The 18,781-nt window shown below is 71.6% G+C and carries 19 protein-coding genes; 5 read left to right on the top strand and 14 right to left on the bottom strand.

The features are described 5' to 3' along the window. Nucleotides 1–113: 113 nt before the first annotated feature. From ACFY5B_RS21455 to ACFY5B_RS21470, 4 genes are all read right to left on the bottom strand, one after another. The gene (locus ACFY5B_RS21455) at nt 114–2,510 is read right to left on the bottom strand and encodes an ATP-binding cassette domain-containing protein (RefSeq protein WP_389971464.1); all 2,397 of its coding nucleotides are present in this window, start codon (nt 2,508–2,510) and stop codon (nt 114–116) included. A 97-nt stretch (nt 2,511–2,607) separates the two neighbouring features. Continuing rightward, complete coding sequence (locus ACFY5B_RS21460; RefSeq protein WP_361870359.1) at nt 2,608–3,024, bottom strand: VOC family protein; 417 nt, start codon at nt 3,022–3,024, stop codon at nt 2,608–2,610. Nucleotides 3,025–3,034: 10 nt separating this feature from the next. Beyond that, nucleotides 3,035–3,478: a helix-turn-helix transcriptional regulator gene (locus ACFY5B_RS21465; RefSeq protein WP_104785109.1), complete on the bottom strand. Its 444-nt coding sequence runs from the start codon at nt 3,476–3,478 to the stop codon at nt 3,035–3,037. Between the two features lie 225 nt (nt 3,479–3,703). Next, nucleotides 3,704–4,657 (bottom strand): ROK family protein, encoded by a 954-nt coding sequence (locus ACFY5B_RS21470; RefSeq protein WP_389971467.1) that lies wholly within the window; start codon nt 4,655–4,657, stop codon nt 3,704–3,706. Nucleotides 4,658–4,840: 183 nt separating this feature from the next. On the opposite strand from ACFY5B_RS21470, the gene ACFY5B_RS21475 reads away from it, so the two are divergent. Both ACFY5B_RS21475 and ACFY5B_RS21480 read left to right on the top strand, forming a co-directional pair. Beyond that, nucleotides 4,841–5,905, top strand: a complete 1,065-nt coding sequence (locus ACFY5B_RS21475) for a LacI family DNA-binding transcriptional regulator (RefSeq protein WP_389971469.1) — start codon at nt 4,841–4,843, stop codon at nt 5,903–5,905. 7 nt (nt 5,906–5,912) lie between these two features. After that, nucleotides 5,913–6,728, top strand: a complete 816-nt coding sequence (locus tag ACFY5B_RS21480) for a hypothetical protein (RefSeq protein ID WP_389971471.1) — start codon at nt 5,913–5,915, stop codon at nt 6,726–6,728. Here ACFY5B_RS21480 and ACFY5B_RS21485 read toward each other — a convergent pair. Further along, nucleotides 6,674–8,515 carry a protein kinase gene (locus ACFY5B_RS21485; protein WP_389971473.1) on the bottom strand — a complete coding sequence of 614 codons (1,842 nt, stop codon included), beginning with the start codon at nt 8,513–8,515 and terminating at the stop codon, nt 6,674–6,676. The two genes, ACFY5B_RS21480 and ACFY5B_RS21485, sit on opposite strands and share 55 nt — an antisense overlap. 154 nt (nt 8,516–8,669) lie before the next feature. Next, nucleotides 8,670–9,971 (bottom strand): DUF6986 family protein, encoded by a 1,302-nt coding sequence (locus tag ACFY5B_RS21490; protein ID WP_389971475.1) that lies wholly within the window; start codon nt 9,969–9,971, stop codon nt 8,670–8,672. Nucleotides 9,972–10,163: 192 nt separating this feature from the next. Here ACFY5B_RS21490 and ACFY5B_RS21495 point away from each other — a divergent pair, with 192 nt between their 5' ends. Beyond that, entirely contained in the window at nt 10,164–11,069 is a 906-nt protein-coding gene (locus ACFY5B_RS21495) for an endonuclease/exonuclease/phosphatase family protein (RefSeq protein ID WP_389971477.1), read from the top strand. Between the two features lie 54 nt (nt 11,070–11,123). Here ACFY5B_RS21495 and ACFY5B_RS21500 read toward each other — a convergent pair whose 3' ends face one another. The 4 genes from ACFY5B_RS21500 to ACFY5B_RS21515 form a co-directional block, all read right to left on the bottom strand. Beyond that, on the bottom strand, nt 11,124–12,086 hold the full coding sequence (locus tag ACFY5B_RS21500) for an electron transfer flavoprotein subunit alpha/FixB family protein (protein WP_389971478.1): 963 nt from the start codon (nt 12,084–12,086) through the stop codon (nt 11,124–11,126). 52 nt (nt 12,087–12,138) lie between these two features. After that, nucleotides 12,139–12,927, bottom strand: coding sequence for an electron transfer flavoprotein subunit beta/FixA family protein (locus ACFY5B_RS21505; RefSeq protein WP_053668510.1), 789 nt, complete (start codon nt 12,925–12,927; stop codon nt 12,139–12,141). 221 nt (nt 12,928–13,148) lie between these two features. Continuing rightward, entirely contained in the window at nt 13,149–13,640 is a 492-nt protein-coding gene (locus ACFY5B_RS21510; protein ID WP_389971480.1) for a flavin reductase family protein, read from the bottom strand. A gap of 83 nt (nt 13,641–13,723) precedes the next feature. Beyond that, entirely contained in the window at nt 13,724–14,137 is a 414-nt protein-coding gene (locus ACFY5B_RS21515; protein ID WP_389971482.1) for a thioredoxin family protein, read from the bottom strand. A 77-nt stretch (nt 14,138–14,214) separates the two neighbouring features. Here ACFY5B_RS21515 and ACFY5B_RS21520 point away from each other — a divergent pair, with 77 nt between their 5' ends. Both ACFY5B_RS21520 and ACFY5B_RS21525 read left to right on the top strand, forming a co-directional pair. Then, entirely contained in the window at nt 14,215–14,631 is a 417-nt protein-coding gene (locus ACFY5B_RS21520) for a DUF4395 domain-containing protein (RefSeq protein WP_389971484.1), read from the top strand. Nucleotides 14,632–14,817: 186 nt separating this feature from the next. Next, nucleotides 14,818–15,546: a 1-acyl-sn-glycerol-3-phosphate acyltransferase gene (locus ACFY5B_RS21525; protein ID WP_104789099.1), complete on the top strand. Its 729-nt coding sequence runs from the start codon at nt 14,818–14,820 to the stop codon at nt 15,544–15,546. A gap of 18 nt (nt 15,547–15,564) precedes the next feature. On the opposite strand, the gene ACFY5B_RS21530 is transcribed toward ACFY5B_RS21525, so the two are convergent. The 4 genes from ACFY5B_RS21530 to ACFY5B_RS21545 all read right to left on the bottom strand — a co-directional run bounded on the left by ACFY5B_RS21530 (nt 15,565) and on the right by ACFY5B_RS21545 (nt 18,757). Beyond that, nucleotides 15,565–16,266 (bottom strand): B3/4 domain-containing protein, encoded by a 702-nt coding sequence (locus tag ACFY5B_RS21530; protein WP_389971486.1) that lies wholly within the window; start codon nt 16,264–16,266, stop codon nt 15,565–15,567. 12 nt (nt 16,267–16,278) lie between these two features. Further along, a complete protein-coding gene (locus ACFY5B_RS21535) occupies nt 16,279–16,851 on the bottom strand; it encodes a transglutaminase domain-containing protein (protein ID WP_389971488.1) in 573 nt (190 codons plus the stop codon). A 92-nt stretch (nt 16,852–16,943) separates the two neighbouring features. Next, nucleotides 16,944–18,014: a threonine aldolase family protein gene (locus ACFY5B_RS21540; RefSeq protein ID WP_389971490.1), complete on the bottom strand. Its 1,071-nt coding sequence runs from the start codon at nt 18,012–18,014 to the stop codon at nt 16,944–16,946. After that, nucleotides 18,011–18,757: an SDR family NAD(P)-dependent oxidoreductase gene (locus ACFY5B_RS21545; RefSeq protein ID WP_389971492.1), complete on the bottom strand. Its 747-nt coding sequence runs from the start codon at nt 18,755–18,757 to the stop codon at nt 18,011–18,013. The genes ACFY5B_RS21540 and ACFY5B_RS21545 overlap by 4 nt, the downstream gene beginning before the upstream one ends. Between the last annotated feature and the right edge of the window lie 24 nt (nt 18,758–18,781).

An 18,781-nucleotide genomic window follows, 5' to 3' on the forward strand; every position in this document is an offset into this window, starting at 1 on the left:
CGCCGGGAGGGCCGTTCAGCCCGCCCTCCGCGTCGGCCGGAACTCGCCGTGTCCGACATGGAGGCCGTGAGGCGACCGCCGCGGGGCTCGCCTCACGGCCTCCGAAGACCCCGTCAGGCGCCCACGTAGGCCGCCAGGTGCTCGCCGGTCAGCGTGGAGCGGGCCTCGACGAGGTCGGCCGGGGTGCCCTCGAAGACGATCCGGCCGCCGTCGTGGCCCGCCCCGGGGCCGAGGTCGATGATCCAGTCGGCGTGCGCCATGACCGCCTGGTGGTGCTCGATCACGATGACCGACTTGCCGGAGTCGACGAGCCGGTCGAGGAGGCCGAGCAGCTGCTCCACGTCCGCGAGGTGGAGCCCGGTGGTCGGCTCGTCGAGGACGTACACGCCGCCCTTCTCACCCATGTGCGTGGCCAGCTTGAGCCGCTGCCGCTCGCCGCCGGACAGCGTGGTGAGCGGCTGGCCGAGGGTGAGGTAGCCGAGACCGACGTCCGCGAGCCGCTGAAGGATCCTGTGCGCGGCGGGCGTACGGGCCTCACCGCTGCCGAAGAACTCCTCGGCCTCGGTGACGGGCATCGCCAGCACCTCGCTGATGTCCCGGCCGCCGAGGCGGTACTCCAGCACCGACGCCTCGAACCGCCTGCCCTCGCACTCCTCGCAGGGCGTGGCCACGCTCTGCATGATCGCCAGGTCGGTGTAGATGACACCGGCACCGTTGCAGGTGGGGCAGGCACCCTCGGAGTTGGCGCTGAACAGGGCCGGCTTCACACCGTTGGCCTTGGCGAAGGCCTTGCGGATCGGGTCGGCCAGTCCGGTGTACGTCGCCGGGTTGCTGCGCCGGGAGCCGCGGATCGGGGTCTGGTCGATCGCCACCACGCCCTCGGCCCCGGCCTGCCGGGCCATCGAGCCGTGCACGAGCGAGCTCTTGCCGGAGCCGGCCACGCCGGTCACGACGGTGAGGACGCCGAGCGGGATGTCGACGTCGACGTCGCGCAGGTTGTTCGCCGAGGCGCCCCGGACCTCCAGCGCGCCGGTGGGCTTGCGGACCGTCGCCTTGATCTTGGCCCGGTCGTCGAGGTGGCGGCCGGTGACGGTGCCGCTGCCGCGCAACCCCTCCAGGGTTCCCTCGAAGCAGACGGTGCCGCCCGCCGTGCCGGCCCCGGGGCCGAGGTCCACGACATGGTCGGCGATGGCGATCGTCTCCGGCTTGTGCTCCACGACCAGCACGGTGTTGCCCTTGTCGCGCAGGCGCAGAAGCAGGTTGTTCATCCGCTGGATGTCATGCGGGTGCAGGCCGATGGACGGCTCGTCGAAGACGTAGGTGACGTCGGTGAGCGAGGAGCCGAGGTGGCGGATCATCTTGGTGCGCTGGGCCTCGCCGCCGGAGAGCGTGCCCGAGGCCCGGTCGAGCGAGAGGTAGCCGAGGCCGATCTCCACGAACGAGTCGAGGGTGTGCTGCAGCTTGGTGAGCAACGGGGCCACCGACGGCTCCTCCAGCCCCCGCACCCACTCCGCCAGGTCGCGGATCTCCATCGCGCAGGCGTCGGCGATGTTGACCTTGCCGATCTTCGAGGAGCGGGCGAGCTCGCTCAGCCGGGTGCCGTCGCACTCGGGGCACCGGGTGAAGGTGACCGCCCGGTCCACGAAGGCCCGGATGTGCGGCTGCATCGACTCGCGGTCCTTGGAGAGGAAGGTCTTCTGGAGCTTCGGGATCAGGCCCTCGTAGGTGAGGTTGACCCCGTTGATCTTCACCTTGGTGGGCTCGCGGTACAGGAAGTCGTGCCGCTCCTTCTTGGTGTACTTCCGGATCGGCTTCTCCTTGTCGAAGAAGCCCGACTCGGCGATGACCCGCACCACCCAGCCGCCCCCGGTGTAGGTGGGGATGGTGAACGGGTCCTCGGACAGCGACTTGGAGTCGTCGTAGAGCTGGGTGAGGTCGATGTCGGAGACCGTGCCCCGGCCCTCGCAGTGCGTGCACATACCGCCGGTGCGGCTGAAGGACACCTTCTCGGTCCTGGTCTTGTCGGCACCGCGGTCCACTGTGAACCCGCCGCTCGCCGAGACCGAGGCGGTGTTGAACGAGAACGCGCCGGGCGGGCCGATGTGCGGTGTGCCGAGCCGGCTGAAGAGGATCCGCAGCATCGCGTTGGCGTCGGTGGCGGTGCCGACGGTGGAGCGGGGATCGGAACCCATGCGCTGCTGGTCGACGGCGATCGCGGTCGTCAGCCCGTCCAGGACGTCGACCTCGGGCCGGGCCAGGTTCGGCATGAAGCCCTGGAGGAAGGCGCTGTAGGTCTCGTTGATCAGCCGCTGCGACTCAGCGGCGATCGTGTCGAAGACCAGGGAGCTCTTGCCCGAGCCGGAGACGCCGGTGAACACCGTGAGCCGGCGCTTCGGAATCTCGATGCTGACGTCCCTGAGGTTGTTCTCGCGCGCGCCGTGCACGCGGATCACGTCATGGCTGTCGGCAACGTGCGGCCCGGGCGACTGTCTGTCCGTGGCCTTGCTCATGGTGTCTCCATCTGTCGTGCGGCACTGCCGCGCTCGGGCGATCTCGTTCCCCCGCGCCGCTCCCGGGAGCGGCGCGGGGAGTGCGGTGCGGGGGCTGTTACGGCGCCTTCAGCTGCTGGATGCGGACCATGTTGCCCGCGGGGTCGCGGAAGGCGCAGTCGCGAACGCCGTAGGGCTGGTCCACCGGCTCCTGGACCACCTCGGCGTCGCCCGCCTGCACCCGCTCGAAGGTGGCGTCGACGTCGGTGGTGGCCAGGACGATGCTGGCGTAGGTGCCCTTGGCCATCATCTCGGCGATGGTGCGGCGCTCGTCCTCGGTGACGCCGGGGTCGGCGGCGGGCGGGTGCAGCACGATGTTCGTGCCGGGCTGGCCGACGGGGCCGACCGTGATCCAGCGCATGCCCTGGTACCCGACGTCGTTCCTGACTTCGAAGCCGAGGGTGTCGCGGTAGAACGCCAGGGCGGCATCCGGGTCGTCGTGCGGAAGGAAACTGGCGTGAATGCGAAGGTCCATGGCCCTCACGCTAGTTTCGGCCAGGGGCGGGCGCTTCTCGATTCCTGATCGGTCTGGTCACCTGCTTCGCCACGCACGACGGAATCCCCGCCGTCGCGCGCGCCGCCTCGCGCCGGTAGGCACTGGGCGGCATGCCCACCAGCTCGGTGAAACGGGTGCTGAAAGTGCCCAGGGACGCGCAGCCGACCTCGAAGCACACCTCGGTGACACTGAGGTCGCCTCGGCGCAGCAGCGCCATCGCGCGCTCGATGCGCCGCGTCATGAGGTAGCTGTACGGCGATTCGCCGTACGCCTGCCGGAACTCGCGGCTGAGGTGCCCGGCCGACATGTGCACGCCCCGCGCGAGCGCCTCGACGTCCAGGGGCTTCGCGTACTCCCTGTCGATGCGGTCCTTGACGCGCCGCAGCCGGGCGAGGTCGCGCAGATGCTGCGCCGAGGCGGGTCTGCTGCTCACAAGCGCGATCGTGCCACATCGCACGCACGTGCGGCTGATTTCCGGCTAAACGGACCGGAACCGTCCGTATCGCCCCGGGGCGGCCGTCACGTCGGTCCCCGCGCCGCCCCGCATCAGGTCACCGCACGGGCCACCACATCAGGTCACCGCATCAGGTCACCGCATCGAGCCACCACATCAGGCCATCCCAGGCTGAACGTTCCTGCTCGATCGACCGGCCCGGTCTCACACCCCGGCCGTCGCCGCGTCCGTCCGCTTCGCCAGTGCTGCCGCCGCCGCGCCCACCAGCCCCGCGTCGGTGCCCATCTGCGCCGGCGCCACGGCCAGGTGCCGGACGAAGGACAGCGTCGCGTAAGAACTCAGGGCCGTGCGCAGCGGATCGAACAGGACGTCGCCCGCCTTGCCCACTCCCCCGCCGATCACGGCGATGTCGATCTCCACGAGGGTCGCGGTGGCGGCGATCCCGGCGGCCAGGGCCTGGGCGGCCCGCTCGAAGGAGGCGACGGCGACCGGGTCGCCGGAGCGGGCGGCGGCGGCCACCGCGGCGGCGGACGTGTCCCCGTCCGGGCCGGGCCGCCAGCCGTTCTCCAGGGCGCGCCGGGCGATGTTGGGGCCGCTCGCGATGCGCTCCACACAGCCGTGCGAGCCGCACGGGCACAGATCGCCGTCGAGGTCCACGCTGATGTGGCCGATGTGGCCCGCGTTGCCGGTGGGCCCCGGGTGCAGCCGACCGCCGAGCACCAGGCCTCCCCCGACGCCCGTGGAGACGACCATGCACAGCGCGTTGTCGTGGCCCCGGGCGGCGCCCTGCCAGTGTTCCGCCGCGGTGATCGCCACACCGTCGCCGATCAGCTCGACGGGCAGATCGCCGGCGGCGGCCCGCACCCGGGCGACAAGCGGGTAGTCGCGCCAGCCCGGCACGTTCACCGGGCTCACCGTGCCCGCGGAGGCGTCAACGGGCCCCGCGCTGCCGATCCCCACGGCCGAGGCACGCTCCCACAGCGGCGACGCGCTGAGCTCGCCGAGCACCTCCGCCACCGCCCGCATCACGGTGTCGCCGTCCTCCCGGGCGGGCGTCGGCCGCTGGGCGCGGACCAGGATCCGGCCACCGCCGTCCACCAGAGCGCCGGCGATCTTGGTGCCGCCGATGTCGAGCGCGGCCACGAGGTCGGTGTGCATCAGAGTCGGATCTCCCCGTCGGGCATGAGAAAACGCCGGTAAAGGCCGTCAAGCAGGGCAAGCAGCAGGCCCGTCCCGCGGCGGTGCGCGTGCGGTGGACAGTCTCCCCCGAGCCTGACAACGTTGTCCAGGCTCTATGCTCGACGCCACATCCTCATACAAACCGAGAATCGACGCACCCCCGTGGACGACAGGACAGGACACCGCATCGTGCCCCAGACCCCCCTCCGATCCGCAGCGCGCTACGGCACCCGGCCGACCATGAAGGACGTAGCGGCCCGCGCCGGAGTCGGCCTCAAGACGGTCTCCCGCGTCGTGAACGGGGAACCGGGGGTCACTCCGGAGACGGAGCAACGGGTCCAGGAGGCGATCGACGCCCTCGGCTTCCGCCGCAACGACAGCGCGCGGGTGCTGCGCAAGGGCCGCACGGCGAGCATCGGCCTGGTCCTGGAGGACCTCGCGGACCCGTTCTACGGGCCGCTGAGCCGGTCGGTCGAGGAGGTGGCCCGCGCGCACGGTGCCCTGCTGATCAACGGCTCCAGCGCGGAGGACCCCGAGCGGGAACAGGAGCTGGTGCTGGCCCTGTGCGCGCGGCGGGTGGACGGGCTGGTGGTGATCCCGGCCGGGGACGACCACCGGTATCTGGAGCCGGAGCTCAAGGCGGGGGTCGCCACCGTGTTCGTGGACCGGCCGGCCGGGCACATCGACGCCGACGTGGTCCTCTCGGACAACTTCGGCGGCGCCCGCGGCGGCGTCGCCCACCTCATCGCGCACGGTCATCGCCGGATCGGCTTCATCGGCGACATGCCCCGGATCCACACCGCCGCCGAGCGGTTGCGCGGCTACCGGGCCGCCATGGAGGACGCGGGCATACCGGTGGCGGACTCCTGGATGTCCCTCGGTGTCACCGGCCCGGAGCGGGTGCGCAGGGCGGCCGAGGACATGCTGACCGGCCCGGACCCGGTCACGGCGATCTTCGCGGGCAACAACCGTGTGACGGTGACCGTGATCCGGGTGCTCGCCGAGCAGGCCCGCCGTGTCGCCCTGGTCGGTTTCGACGACATCGAGCTCGCCGACCTGCTCCAGCCGGGCGTCACGGTCGTGGCCCAGGACGCGGCGGACATCGGCCGCACCGCGGCGGAACGTCTCTTCCGGCAGTTGGACGGCACCCTGGTCACCCCCGAGCGCATCGAGCTGCCGACCCGGCTGATCACCCGCGGCTCGGGCGAGATCCCCCCGGCGGACTGAGCGGCCGATGGACGACGCCACCGATCGCACGCTGCGGGCACTCGGCCTGGCGGAGGCGCCGCGCGAGCACCCTCTGCGGTACCCGGGAGCGTGGCCCGCCGAATCCGGGCTGCTCGACGGGGACCGTTTCCTGCCGCTGGAACGGCTGGTGCACGAGGACCGCACTCCGGTCATCGCCATCGGCTCCAACGGCTGCCCCGGGCAGTTGCGGCACAAGATGGTGGAGTTCGGGATCGGAGCACCGCTGCCCATGGTGAAGGCGCGGGTGACGGGCCTCGACGCCGGCGTCTCCGCGCATGTGAGCCGGATGGGGTACGTCTCCGCCTCGCCGGTCGGCGCCCCGGGCACCGTGCGGGAGTTGTTCGTCCTGTGGCTCGACGCCGAGCAGCTCGCGGTGATCGACGCGAGCGAGGGCGTGCCGGTCCCCGGCGGCAACTTCGACCGGGCCTGGCTGCCGTCGCCCGACGTCCGGATCGACCTCGCGGACGGTACCCGGCTGCCCGGGGCGTACGCCTACGTCAACCGGCACGGTGTGCTCCACGACGGCACGGGCACGCCGCGCACCCACCCGGGCGAGCGGGAGCTGCTGACCGAGCTCCTCGTCGGGCTGCCGCGACTGCGGGAGCTGTTCGGTGTCGTGCCGGAGGAGTTCTGCGCGCGGGCCCGTGGAGACCGGCGGCTGTGCGAGCGGGGCACGCGGCTGTTCGTCGAGGAGAAGCTGGTGACGGCCTCCGGTCTCGAGCGGTACGTGGCCGCATCCGCGCGGGGTCAGCAGACCGGGAGCCCGGGGACCGGCCCGTCGTTGTCGCCGCCCTTGATGTAGACGTCGCTGACCCAGACGTCCGTGTTGCCGCTGTCGTCGTCGGTCTTCGCCCACCAGACGTTGGTCCACTCCCCGGACGTCTCGCGGCGGCCCAGGTTCCGCTGGCAGTAGAAGTAGTTGGTGCCCGCCTTGAGGATGCCGACCTTGGTGCCGGAGGCGGTGTAGGAGTCGGCGGTCTTCCAGACCTGGCAGTTGTACTTGCCGCCGCCGATGGCGTGACAGGCCGGGGCCGGGGTGGTCGGGCCGCCGCCGGTCGTGGCACCGCCTCCCGGACCGCCGCCGGGGGTGGTGCCGCCTCCGGCGGTGGCGCCACCGGTCGATTTCCCGGGGGCCGGTGTGGTCTCCCGGCCGGTGGGCTCGGGGTCCTTCTGGTCGGCGGTCTTCTCGGAGCGTGCCCTGTCCTCGGCGTCGCCCTGTTCCGTGGACCTCGGGGCCTTCGAGCCGTCGTCCGGTCCGCTGGGCGCGGAGGACCGGCCATCCGCACCGACGGCGTCGGTCCGCGTGCCGGTCTTCTTGCCGCCGGAGTCGTCGCCGAGCAGGGCGATCGTGGTACCGGCGGCGGCCAGGACGACGGTGACGGCCGCGGCGGCCAGCAGGACGCGTGCCTTACGGCGGGGCGCGGCGCGGCCGGGGTTCATCGGGCCGGTGGGTGCGGTGCCGCCGGGGGCGAGGGGGCCGGCACCCTGGGGGCCGGCGCCGGGGCCCGACGGCGTGGGGTGACCTTCACCGGAGGCCTGCGTGTCGGTGCCTGCGCGCGCGGGGTGCCCGGATACCGATGACCCCGGTGTCTCGCCGCCCTCGTGAGGTCCGGCCGCGCCCTGCTGCGGGGGTCCGAACCCCGGCGGCACCGACGGGACACTGCGCTCCGTCTCCGCGCGCGGGGGCGCGACCGCAGGGCCCCGCAGGGTGGACGTCGGCGTGTCCGAGCCGCCGGTGTCCGCGACGGCCCGGAGCAGTGCGCGGGCCTGGTCGGCCTCCGGGCGGGACTCGGGGCGTTTGTCCAGCAGCCGTCGCAGGACGGGCGCGAGGGGGCCGGCGCGGCGGGGCTCCGGCAGCGGCTCGGAGACGATCGCAGTGAGCGTGGAGAACGTCGACGTGCGGCGGAAGGGCGAGGAACCCTCGACGGCCGCGTACAGCGTGGCGCCGAGCGCCCAGATGTCGGAGGCGGGGCCCGGGTCCGCGCCCTGGGCGCGCTCGGGTGCCAGGTAGTCGAGGGAGCCCACGAGCTCGCCACTGCGTGTGAGGTGCGTGGCCGAACCGTCTCCCGGATCGTCCATCGTGGCGATGCCGAAGTCGGTGAGGACGACCCGGCCCGTGCGGTCGAGCAGGATGTTGCCCGGCTTGACGTCCCGGTGCAGGACGCCCGCACGGTGGGCGGCCGCCAGCGCGTCCATGACCTCGGCGCCGATCCCGGCCGCCTCACCCGGGTCCAGCGTGCCGCGCTCGCGCAGGACGTCGTCCAGGGACGGCCCGTCGACCAGTTCCATGACGATGATCGGGCGGCCGTCGACCTGGGCGATGTCGTGCACGGCGATGACACCGGGGTGGCGCACCCGGGCCGCCGCACGCGCCTCGCGTTGCATCCGCAGTTGCAGAGCTGCCAGTTCGGGGCCGGCCGCGTCGGTGTACGTGCGCAGTTCCTTGACCGCGACCTCACGGCCGAGGACCTCGTCGACGGCCCTCCATACGACGCCCATGCCGCCGCGCCCCAGCGCCGCCAGGACGCGATAGCGGCCTGCCAGCAGCCGTCCGGCGCCGTCCGTCTGCCCGTGCTCCCCCGTCGACACCGCTGCCCCGTTCCTGTGACCCCACCGGATGCGCCGACGACCGACACCGTCAGTGCGTGGCGTACAGACTACGGGGCGCGGTTGACGACGACAGGCGTCGGTGACGGCTGTGACAGGGCCGGTACGTGCCGACCGGTCCGCCGGACCGACACGGTCAGGCGGAGGCCGTCAGATTTCCGCGACGGGGCGCCGCGAAGCTCTCCAGGTCCGCCCGGGTCAGGCCGGCCAGGCGGGCGACCTCGCCGTTGTCCAGGGCGCCGCAGTCCAGGCCGCGCAGCAGGTAGCCGCTGAGGGCCTTGGCGGTGGCCGGCTCGTCCATGACGTCGCCGCCGGTGCGGTTGGCGTAGCGGGACAGGCGGGCGGCGGCCTGCTCGAAGCCCTCGCGGTAGAAGGCGAAGACGGCCGCGTAGCGGGTGGGGATGTGCCCGGGGTGCATGTCCCAGCCCTGGTAGTAGGCGCGGGCCAGGGCGCGGCGGGTGAGGCCGTAGTGCAGACGCCAGGCGTCGTGGACCTTGGCGGTCGGGCCGACCGGGAGGACGTTCGTCGAGCCGTCCGAGACGCGGACGCCCGTGCCGGCCGCCGCGACCTGCATGACGGCCTTGGCGTGATCCGCCGCGGGGTGGTCACTGGCCTGGTGGGCGGCGGAGACGCCGAGGCAGGCGCTGTAGTCGAAGGTGCCGTAGTGCAGTCCGGTCGCGCGGCCCTCGGCGGCCTGGATCATGCGGGCGACGGTGGCGGTGCCGTCGGCGGCGAGGATGGACTGGCTGGTCTCGATCTGGATCTCGAAGCCGATCCGGCCGGGCTCGAGCCCGTGGGTCTTCTCGAAGGCGTCCAGCAGCCGCGCCATGGCGGTGACCTGCTCCGCGTACGTCACCTTCGGCAGGGTGAGGACCAGGCCGTCGGGCAGGCCGCCGGCCTCCATCAGGCCGGTGAGGAAGATGTCGAGGGTGCGGATGCCCCGGGCGCGTACGGGCGCTTCCATGCACTTCATGCGGATGCCCATGTACGGGGCGGCGGTGCGCTCCGCGTAGGCCTCAGCGATGATCCGGGCGGCGCGGGCGGCGGCCTCGTCCTCCTCGGCGTCGGGGCGGTTGCCGTAGCCGTCCTCGAAGTCGACGCGCAGGTCCTCGATCGGCTCGCGCTCCAGCTTGGCGCGCACGCGCGCGTGGACGGGCCCGGCCAGTTCCTCGGAGAGGCCGAGGACCGCGGCGAAGGACGCGGCGTCCGGGGCGTGTTCGTCGAGTGCGGCGAGGGCCCGGTCGCCCCAGGAGCGGACGGTGTCGGCGGCGAAGACGTCGCCGGGTACGTAGACGGTGTGGACGGGCTGGCGGGTGCCGGGGTCTCCGGGGTAGCGGCGCTCCAGCTCGGCGTCGACCGGCGCGAGGGAGGCGCTGATCTCCTCGCTGACGGCTCCCGCGAGGCTCGTCGCCACCTTCTCCTGCCGGCCCTGACCCATCGCGAGACCCTCCATTTTCCGCACAGCGGAATCAACAATCCGTAGAACGAAGCTATCGGCCGACCTTCGGCCTGGTCAACACCATCGTGAGTGGAATTCCCCGTGCTTCCCTCTTGATCACTGCCGATCGGCCCTCTTCTTCCGTACTGAGAAGGCAAGCTTCATCCTGACGTGCAAGGGGAGGGAGACCACGTGCCGAACGAGGCCGGCGTGACGCGCCGCCACGGACTCAAGGCAGCGGCGGCCGCCGCCGTCGCAGGACCGCTGCTCACCACCGCGGGCCCCACACACCACGCTTCCGCGGGCGAGCACCCGGGTGCTCTGAACGTCATGACGTTCAACGTCCGCTTCGGGACCGTCGTCGACAGGACACCGCGCTGGGACGTGCGCCGCCCGGTGATGCGAGAACTGCTGCGCCGCGATCTGCCGCACCTCATCGGCACCCAGGAAGGGCTCTACCGGCAGGTGCGCGCGATCGAGAAGGATCTCGGCGGGCACCACGACTGGATCGGCACGGGACGCGCCGGCGGCAGCAAGGACGAGTTCATGGCGGTCTTCTACGACACGCGCAGACTCGAGCCGATCGAGTTCGATCACTTCTGGCTGTCCGACACCCCGTACACGATCGCCTCGAACACCTGGGGCGCGGACTGGCTGCGCATGGTGACCTGGGTCCGTTTCGCCGATCGCGCCGACGGGGGACGGGAGTTCTACGTCCTCAACACCCACCTGGACAGCGTCAGCCAGTACGCCCGGGAACGCTCGGCGGCGCTCATCGGCGAGACGATCGCCGGGTGGGACCGGTCGTCACCCGTCATCGTCACCGGCGACTTCAACGCGGCCGCCCACGACAACCGGGTGTACGACCTCATGCTGGACATCGGACTGGTGGACGCCTGGGACGCGGCGGCCTCGCGGGGTCCGGCGTACGGGACGCACCACGGCTACCGGAAGCTGAGGCCCGGCGGGCGGCGCATCGACTGGATCCTCACCACGCCCGGGGTGACCACGCACTGGGCCGGGATGAACACCTTCAGCGTGGACGGGACGTACCCGAGCGACCACCTGCCGGTGCAGGCTTCGATGACCCTGGGATGAGAAGAGGCCCCCGTGACCGCGCGACGGTCACGGGGGCCTTTCACAGCCGGCCGATCAGCCCTTGCGGGTCTTGATCTCCTCGGTCAGGGCCGGGACGACGTCGAAGAGGTCGCCGACGACGCCGTAGTCGACGAGGTCGAAGATCGGGGCCTCGGCGTCCTTGTTGATCGCGACGATGGTCTTCGAGGTCTGCATACCGGCGCGGTGCTGGATCGCGCCCGAGATGCCGTTGGCGATGTACAGCTGCGGCGAGACCGACTTGCCGGTCTGGCCGACCTGGTTGGTGTGCGGGTACCAGCCGGCGTCCACCGCGGCACGCGAGGCGCCGACGGCCGCACCGAGGGAGTCGGCGAGCGCCTCGATGATCGCGAAGTTCTCCGCGCCGTTGACGCCACGGCCGCCGGACACCACGATCGCGGCCTCGGTCAGCTCCGGACGGCCCGTCGACTCACGCGGCGTACGGCCGGTGACCTTGGTGCCGGTGGCCTGCGCGGAGAAGGAGACGCTCAGGGCCTCGACCGCACCGGCGGCCGGGGCGGCCTCGACGGCCGCGCTGTTGGGCTTGACCGTGATGACCGGGGTGCCCTTGGAGACACGGGACTTGGTGGTGAAGGACGCGGCGAACACCGACTGCGTGGCCACCGGGCCCTCGTCGCCGGCCTCCAGGTCGACGGCGTCGGTGATGATGCCGGAGCCCAGACGCAGCGCCAGACGGGCGGCGATCTCCTTGCCCTCGGCGGAGGAGGGGACCAGCACGGCGGCCGGGGACACGGCCTCGTGGGCGGCCTGGAGGGCGTCGACCTTCGGTACGACCAGGTAGTCGGCGTACTCGGCGGCCTCGTGCGTGAGGACCTTGACCGCGCCGTGCTCGGCGAGAACGGCGGCCGTGTCACCGGCGCCGTTGCCCAGCGCGACGGCGACCGGCTCGCCGATGCGGCGGGCGAGGGTCAGCAGCTCCAGGGTGGGCTTGCGGACGGCGCCGTCCACGTGGTCGACGTAGACGAGAACTTCAGCCATGGGACTTCTTCTCTCCTGCTTGCGAAAGATGAGGGGCGGTCAGCGAAGGGGCTCAGATGAACTTCTGGCCCGCGAGGAACTCAGCGAGCTGCTTGCCGCCCTCGCCCTCGTCCTTGACGATCGTGCCCGCGGTACGGGCGGGACGCTCGGCCGCGCCGTCGACCGTGGTGTAGGCACCCTCCAGACCGACCTCCTCGGCCTCCAGGTCCAGGTCGGACAGGTCCCAGGACTCCACCGGCTTCTTCTTGGCGGCCATGATGCCCTTGAAGGACGGGTAACGCGCCTCGCCCGACTGGTCGGTCACCGAGACGACCGCCGGGAGGGAGGCCTCCAGGTTCTCGGAGGCGGCGTCGCCGTCGCGGCGGCCCTTGACGGTGCCGTCCTCGACGGAGACCTCGGAGAGCAGGGTGACCTGCGGGACGCCCAGACGCTCGGCGAGCAGCGCGGGCACGACGCCCATGGTGCCGTCGGTGGAGGCCATGCCGGAGACGACCAGGTCGTAGCCGGCCTTCTCGATCGCCTTGGCCAGGATCAGGGAGGTGCCGATGGCGTCGGTGCCGTGGATGTCGTCGTCCTCGACGTGGATCGCCTTGTCCGCGCCCATGGACAGCGCCTTGCGCAGGGCGTCCTTGGCGTCCTCGGGGCCCACCGTCAGGACGGTGATCTCCACGTCGTCGTCGGAGTTCTCGGAGATCTGCAGCGCCTGCTCGACCGCGTACTCGTCGAGCTCGGAGAGCAGACCGTCCACGTCGTCCCGGTCGACGGTCAGGTCATCGGCGAAGTGCCGGTCGCCAGTGGCGTCGGGCACGTACTTCACAGTGACAACGATCCTCAAGCTCACGCCGGCTCTCCTACTGCATCGTCATTTCCATGCTGCCTACTTGCAGGCAGCATAGGCGCCTCTAGCGTCCGATCCCGGTCGGGGCGAACCCACGCCCCGAGCGAAATATTACTCGTCAGTACACCCAGTTCGTTCCCGCTAAGCAAGCGCTTTGAACTGTGACCTTCGCAACGCAGCGTAACCGGAACTCGACGGTCACGCAGCCCGGGGAGCCGCCCGGTTCAGTCGCCCAGACGCTGGAAACGCCCCTGGTGGTAGAGGAGCGGACGGCCGGTGCCCGAGGGGTCGCCGTCCACGACCTCGGCGATCACGAGCCGGTGGTCCCCGGCGGGTACCCGCGCGACGACCCGGCCCACCAGCCAGGCGAGCACGCCGTCGAGGACGGGGACCCCCTCGGGCCCCTCCCGCCAGTCGGTGGGCGGGCCGAAGCGGTCGGCGCCGCTGCGGGAGAAGGTGGCGGCCAGCTCCTGCTGGTGCTCACCGAGGATGTGGACACCGACGTGGTCCGCCGTCGCGATGGCGGGCCAGCTGGAGGCGCCGGTGCCGACGCCGAAGGACAGCAGCGGCGGCTCGGCGGACACGGACGCCAGGGAGGTGGCGGTGAAGCCCACCGGGCCCGCCTCGCCACGAGCGGTGATGACGGCGACTCCCGCCGCGTGCCGCCGGAAGACCGAGCGCAGGAGGTCGGGCGTGGCGAGAAGGTCCGCAGGCATGGGGTCAGGCTGACGATAAATGGTGCGCGCAGTCAAGTTCGTTCCGTGATGTGGGAGATGACTCACTGGCGGCGTCACGCCCGTCACACCGCCTCCCCCAGTGCCGCGATCACGTCGGCCTTGCGCGGCTGCCCCGTGGCGCGCCGCACCACCCGGCCGTCGGCGTCCAGGACGAGCACGGTCGGGGTCTTGAGGATGTCCAGCCGCCGTACGAGGTCGAGGTGGGCCTCGGCGTCGATCTCGACGTGGGTCACGCCCGGCACGACGCCGGCCACCTCGCCGAGGACCCTGCGGGTCGCCCGGCAGGGCGCGCAGAACGCGCTGGAGAACTGCACGAGCGTGGCCCGCTCGCCGAGTTCCGCGCCGAGTTCCGCCGCATCGAGCCGCTTGCCGTCGTCACGCCCGCGCACCCGCACTCTCCCGCTCCGCCGCCGTTGCAGCACTCCGTAGGCGCTCGCCGCCGCGAGGGCCACCACGCACACCACCAGTCCGGTCATCACATCCTGCAAGCGTTCACGAAACCGCAAAGATTCCCGTCCCCTCAAGGCGGCCGCGCTGCGGAATGCTTGGTTCCATGGACATCGACGCGAGAGGGCCGCGTTTCGGCGCGGCCGTCACGACCGCCGTCCTGGCGGTCGTGCTGGTCACGGGAAGCGCCTGGCTGCTGGCCTGGCAGACGCTGGCGTTCCTGCTGGGCGCGGCGGGCGGGGTCGGCCGCGCCCCCTACGGCCTGCTGTTCGCCAAGGCGGTCCGGCCGCGGCTCGGGCCGCCGACGGAGTTCGAGGCGCCCGAACCGCCGCGTTTCGCCCAGGCGGTGGGACTGCTTTTCGCCGGACTCGGGCTCGTCGGCTACGCCCTGGGACCCGACTGGCTGGGACTCGCGGCGACCGGCGCCGCGCTCGCCGCCGCCTTCTTGAATGCGGCGTTCGGGTACTGCCTGGGTTGCGAGTTGTACCTGCTCGTGCGGCGGGTGGCGGTCCGCGCGGAGTAATGGGGACGCAAAAGCACGAGGTGGGAACCTGCGGACGACGTGACGAGAATCTCGCCGCCGACGGGCACGAGGACTGGCTACCCGGCCGTTCTTCGGGCACGATCTGCGACAAGCCGTAAACCTACGGCTGCGTAACTTCCACTGGGAATCCCTTCCCAGGCAGAGCAGGAAGGGTCCGAACCGCCCATGGCAGAGCTCGTCTACCGTCCCGTCGTCGGTTTCGCCCGCACGCTGTTCAAGGTGTGGGACCTCAAGATCGACCTCCAGGGTTCGGAGAACATCCCGCGCTCGGGCGGCGCCGTGCTGGTGAGCAATCACATCAGCTACCTGGACTTCGTCTTCGACGGCCTGGCGGCCCTGCCCCAGAAGCGTCTCGTGCGTTTCATGGCGAAGGAGTCGGTCTTCCGGCACAAGATCTCGGGCCCGCTGATGCGCGGGATGAAGCACATCCCGGTGGACCGCAAGCAGGGCGAGGCGGCCTACGCGCACGCCCTGGACTCGCTGCGGTCGGGCGAGATCGTCGGGGTGTTCCCGGAGGCGACGATCTCGCAGTCGTTCACGCTGAAGAGCTTCAAGTCGGGCGCGGCACGCCTGGCGCAGGAGGCGGGCGTCCCGCTGATCCCGATGGCGGTGTGGGGCACGCAGCGGCTGTGGACCAAGGGACACCCGCGCAACTTCAAGCGCAGCCACATCCCCATCACGATCCGGGTGGGCGAGGCGATCGAGGCGTCCCGCGACAAGTACGCGGGCGCCATCACACGCCAGCTGCGCGAGCGCGTCCAGGAGCTCCTCGAAGCCGCCCAGCGCGCCTACCCCGTCCGCCCCAAGGGCCCGGACGACACCTGGTGGATGCCGGCCCACCTCGGCGGCACGGCCCCGACGCCGGAGCAGGTGCGGGCGGCCGAGGCGCACTGAGCCCCGCCCGCCCGGTTCTCAGGCGGAGGACTCCGGAGCGCGTACGGCGATGTCCGCTCCCGGACTGAACCTCGCCAGCAGCTCGGCGAGTTCCGCGGCGGCCGCCGCCACCTCGGCGACCGGCATCGGCGCCAGACTCTCCAGCAGGAAGATGCCCGATGCCGTCCCCTCGGTGAGCCGGGTGCGCGGGCCCTGACGCCAGTTCCAGCGACGGCAGGTCACGCCCGCGTCGTCGCGCCACACCACTTCGCCCGCGTCGGGGTGCTCGACGGTCTCCTCGCCGCCGGCGACGGTCACGAAGTCCTCCTCCCCCGTGGCGCGGATCAGGCGCATGCCGCCTTCGATACGGTCCAGGTCTTCGCCACCGACCGGGATCAGATGGGCGACGGAGACGGCGTTGTAGAGGTCGACGAGCAGGTTGACTCGGGGCAGCCCGGCGTCCGAGAGGGCCCGCTTGGCCAGCGCCTCCGCGGAGTTGCGGGTCCTGGACGGCTTCGAGCCGAAGGCCGTGTAGGTCGCGCGCCAGGCGGCCATGTGCGGGTCCTCGTGCGGTGCGCGGCCGTCCAGTCGTAGGACGAGCCGCCGCGCCGCGTCGTCGAGGAGCTCCGAACTGGCTTCACTGCTGGGCCCGTTGACCAGGCCGTGTGCCTCGATCGCGACGTGCGTGAAGCCGGGCGCGAGAGCGCGTACGTCGTCGGACACGGTCAGCGTGAGCGTCATGGTCGCCTTGCCTCAGAGTGCGGTGGGGAGCGTCTGCCACAGGTGCGGCCGGTCGCGAGCCGCTGTGAGAGCGTTGAGCACGACCGGATGCGGTGCAGCATACAACACCGGATAGTCCATTTCATTGGACTCATGGTCGGGCGTGAAGGCGAGCCGCTCCCCATCGAGGGAGAACTGCGCGTCGACGCCGGGCTTGTTGCCCCGAGGGTCCTGCCGATGCCACGCACCGTTGAACCGCACGGCGACCAGTCCGTGCACCTCGTCGAACTTCTGGTAGCAGAGCGCGGTGGGGATGTCCTCGGCCCGCAGCAGCGCGGCCAGCGCATGGGCCTTGGCGTAGCAGATGCCGGTGCGCTGTTCCAGGACGTCGGAGGCGCGCCAGGTGACGTGGAGATCGCCGGAGTCCTGCGAGTGCGCAATGGCGTCGCGTACGAACTCGAAGGCCGCCCGCGCATAGTCATACGAGTCATCCACCCCAGCGGCGAGCCGTGCCGCAGTCTCGCGGACGAGCGGGTGATGATGGTCGATCGCCTCGTCGGCGGCCAAGTAGGCGGACAGGTCGGGCGTTTGCTGGATGAGCTGCATGCAGGCAGAGCGTAGGGAGGGACCTGCCCCTCAGTCAATCCATTTACGCTCTGCCGCATACCTATGCATCGCTGCACGGCCACCGTCCGGCCCTATCGGGCCATCTCCTCCTTGAGTGCCGCCACGAACGCGTCCACGTCGTCCTCGGTCGTGTCGAACGCGCACATCCAGCGGACGTCGCCCGCGGCCTCGTCCCAGAAGTAGAAGCGGAACCGCTTCTGGAGGCGCTCGCTCACATCGTGGGGCAGGCGGGCGAAGACCGCGTTGGCCTGCACCGGGTAGAGGATCTCCACCCCGTGCACGGCCCGCACGCCCTCGGCGAGGCGCTGGGCCATCTCGTTGGCGTGCCCGGCGTTGCGCAGCCACAGGTCCCGGGCGAGCAGGGCTTCCAGCTGCACGGACACGAAGCGCATCTTGGAGGCGAGCTGCATGGACAGCTTGCGCAGGTGCTTCATGTGGCTGACGGCGTCCTGGTTGAGGACCACGACGGCCTCACCGAACAGGGCGCCGTTCTTGGTGCCGCCCAGGGAGAGGATGTCGACGCCGGCGGCGTTGGTGAGCGTCCGCATCGGGACGTTCAGGCCGGCGGCGGCGTTGGCCAGCCGGGAGCCGTCCAGGTGCACCTTCATGCCGTGCGCGTGGGCGTGCTCGCAGATGGCCCGTATCTCGTCCGGCGTGTAGACCGTGCCCAGTTCGGTGGCCTGGGCGATGGAGACGACCTGCGGCATCGCGCGGTGCTCGTCGTCCCAGCCGTACGCCTGCCGGTCGATCAGCTCGGGCGTGAGCTTGCCGTCGGGCGCCGGAACGGTCAGCAGCTTCAGGCCGCCGACCCGCTCCGGTGCACCGCACTCGTCGACGTTGATGTGCGCGCTCTCCGCGCAGATCACCGCGCCCCAGCGGTCGGTGACCGCCTGGAGCGCGACGACGTTCGCGCCGGTGCCGTTGAAGACCGGAAACGCCTCGGCCGTGGGCCCGAAGTGGCTGCGGACCACCTGCTGGAGGTTCTCGGTGTAGGCGTCCTCGCCGTAGGCGACCTGGTGCCCGCCGTTGGCCAGGGCCAGGGCGGCGAGCACCTCCGGGTGGGCCCCGGCGTAGTTGTCGCTGGCGAAACCGCGGACCTCGGGGTCGTGATGACGACGGGCGTCGGTCTTCGGCGGGTTCACGGCTTCTCGGTGAGCCACAGACGGTTTCCGTTCACTTCGGCGGCGGGCTTCTCCCAGACCTCGGTGATGGCCTCGGCCAAGTCCTTGACGTCGGTGAAGCCCGCGAACTTCGCGTTGGGTCGGTCGGCGCGCATCGCATCGTGGACCAGCGCCTTCACCACCAGGATCGCAGCGGCCGACGTCGGCCCCTCGGCGCCCCCGGCCTTGCGGAAGTAGTCCGCCATGGCCAGCGTCCAGGCCTCGGCCGCCGCCTTGCCGGCCGCGTAGGCGGCGTTGCCCGCGGTGGGCTTGCTGGCGCCCGCGGCACTGATCAGCACGTACCGGCCGCGGTCGCTGCGCTGGAGCCCCTCGTGGAAGGCGAGGGAGGTGTGCTGCACCGTGCGGACCAGGAGCATCTCCAGGAACTCCCAGTCGTCGAGGCTCGTCCTGGTGAAGGTCTCGCTGCCGCGCCAGCCGCCCACGAGGTGGACCAGACCGTCGACGCGGCCGAAGTCCTTCTCGATGCGGGTGGCCCAGTCGCGGGTGGCCCCCAGGTCCAGCAGATCGACCGTGTCACCGGTGACGGTGGCGCCGCCGGACGCGAAGCTCGCCGCGTCGACCGCCTCCGCCAGCCGCTCCGGATCGTTGTCCGACCCGATGACGGTGGCTCCCGCCTCGGCCAGCCTGAGCAGCGCGGCCCGGCCGGCGGGCCCGCCCGCTCCGGCCACCGCGATCACCGCACCGCTGAGCGCCCCGTTCCCCATGATCCTCGCCTCCTGAGCAGTGTT

The sequence above is a fragment of the Streptomyces sp. NPDC013187 genome (assembly GCF_042899705.1).
Classification (GTDB): Bacteria; Actinomycetota; Actinomycetes; order Streptomycetales; family Streptomycetaceae; genus Streptomyces; species Streptomyces hawaiiensis_A.

What these genes read in the sequence shown, in the direction of transcription:
- ACFY5B_RS21455 (WP_389971464.1), bottom strand. Translation starts at nt 2,510, where the DNA reads ATGAGCAAGGCCACGGACAGACAGTCGCCCGGGCCGCACGTTGCCGAC.
- ACFY5B_RS21460 (WP_361870359.1), bottom strand. Translation starts at nt 3,024, where the DNA reads ATGGACCTTCGCATTCACGCCAGTTTCCTTCCGCACGACGACCCGGAT.
- ACFY5B_RS21470 (WP_389971467.1), bottom strand. Translation starts at nt 4,657, where the DNA reads ATGCACACCGACCTCGTGGCCGCGCTCGACATCGGCGGCACCAAGATC.
- ACFY5B_RS21480 (WP_389971471.1), top strand. Translation starts at nt 5,913, where the DNA reads ATGGACGACGCCACCGATCGCACGCTGCGGGCACTCGGCCTGGCGGAG.
- ACFY5B_RS21490 (WP_389971475.1), bottom strand. Translation starts at nt 9,971, where the DNA reads ATGGGTCAGGGCCGGCAGGAGAAGGTGGCGACGAGCCTCGCGGGAGCC.
- ACFY5B_RS21500 (WP_389971478.1), bottom strand. Translation starts at nt 12,086, where the DNA reads ATGGCTGAAGTTCTCGTCTACGTCGACCACGTGGACGGCGCCGTCCGC.
- ACFY5B_RS21510 (WP_389971480.1), bottom strand. Translation starts at nt 13,640, where the DNA reads ATGCCTGCGGACCTTCTCGCCACGCCCGACCTCCTGCGCTCGGTCTTC.
- ACFY5B_RS21515 (WP_389971482.1), bottom strand. Translation starts at nt 14,137, where the DNA reads ATGACCGGACTGGTGGTGTGCGTGGTGGCCCTCGCGGCGGCGAGCGCC.
- ACFY5B_RS21520 (WP_389971484.1), top strand. Translation starts at nt 14,215, where the DNA reads ATGGACATCGACGCGAGAGGGCCGCGTTTCGGCGCGGCCGTCACGACC.
- ACFY5B_RS21525 (WP_104789099.1), top strand. Translation starts at nt 14,818, where the DNA reads ATGGCAGAGCTCGTCTACCGTCCCGTCGTCGGTTTCGCCCGCACGCTG.
- ACFY5B_RS21530 (WP_389971486.1), bottom strand. Translation starts at nt 16,266, where the DNA reads ATGACGCTCACGCTGACCGTGTCCGACGACGTACGCGCTCTCGCGCCC.
- ACFY5B_RS21535 (WP_389971488.1), bottom strand. Translation starts at nt 16,851, where the DNA reads ATGCAGCTCATCCAGCAAACGCCCGACCTGTCCGCCTACTTGGCCGCC.
- ACFY5B_RS21545 (WP_389971492.1), bottom strand. Translation starts at nt 18,757, where the DNA reads ATGGGGAACGGGGCGCTCAGCGGTGCGGTGATCGCGGTGGCCGGAGCG.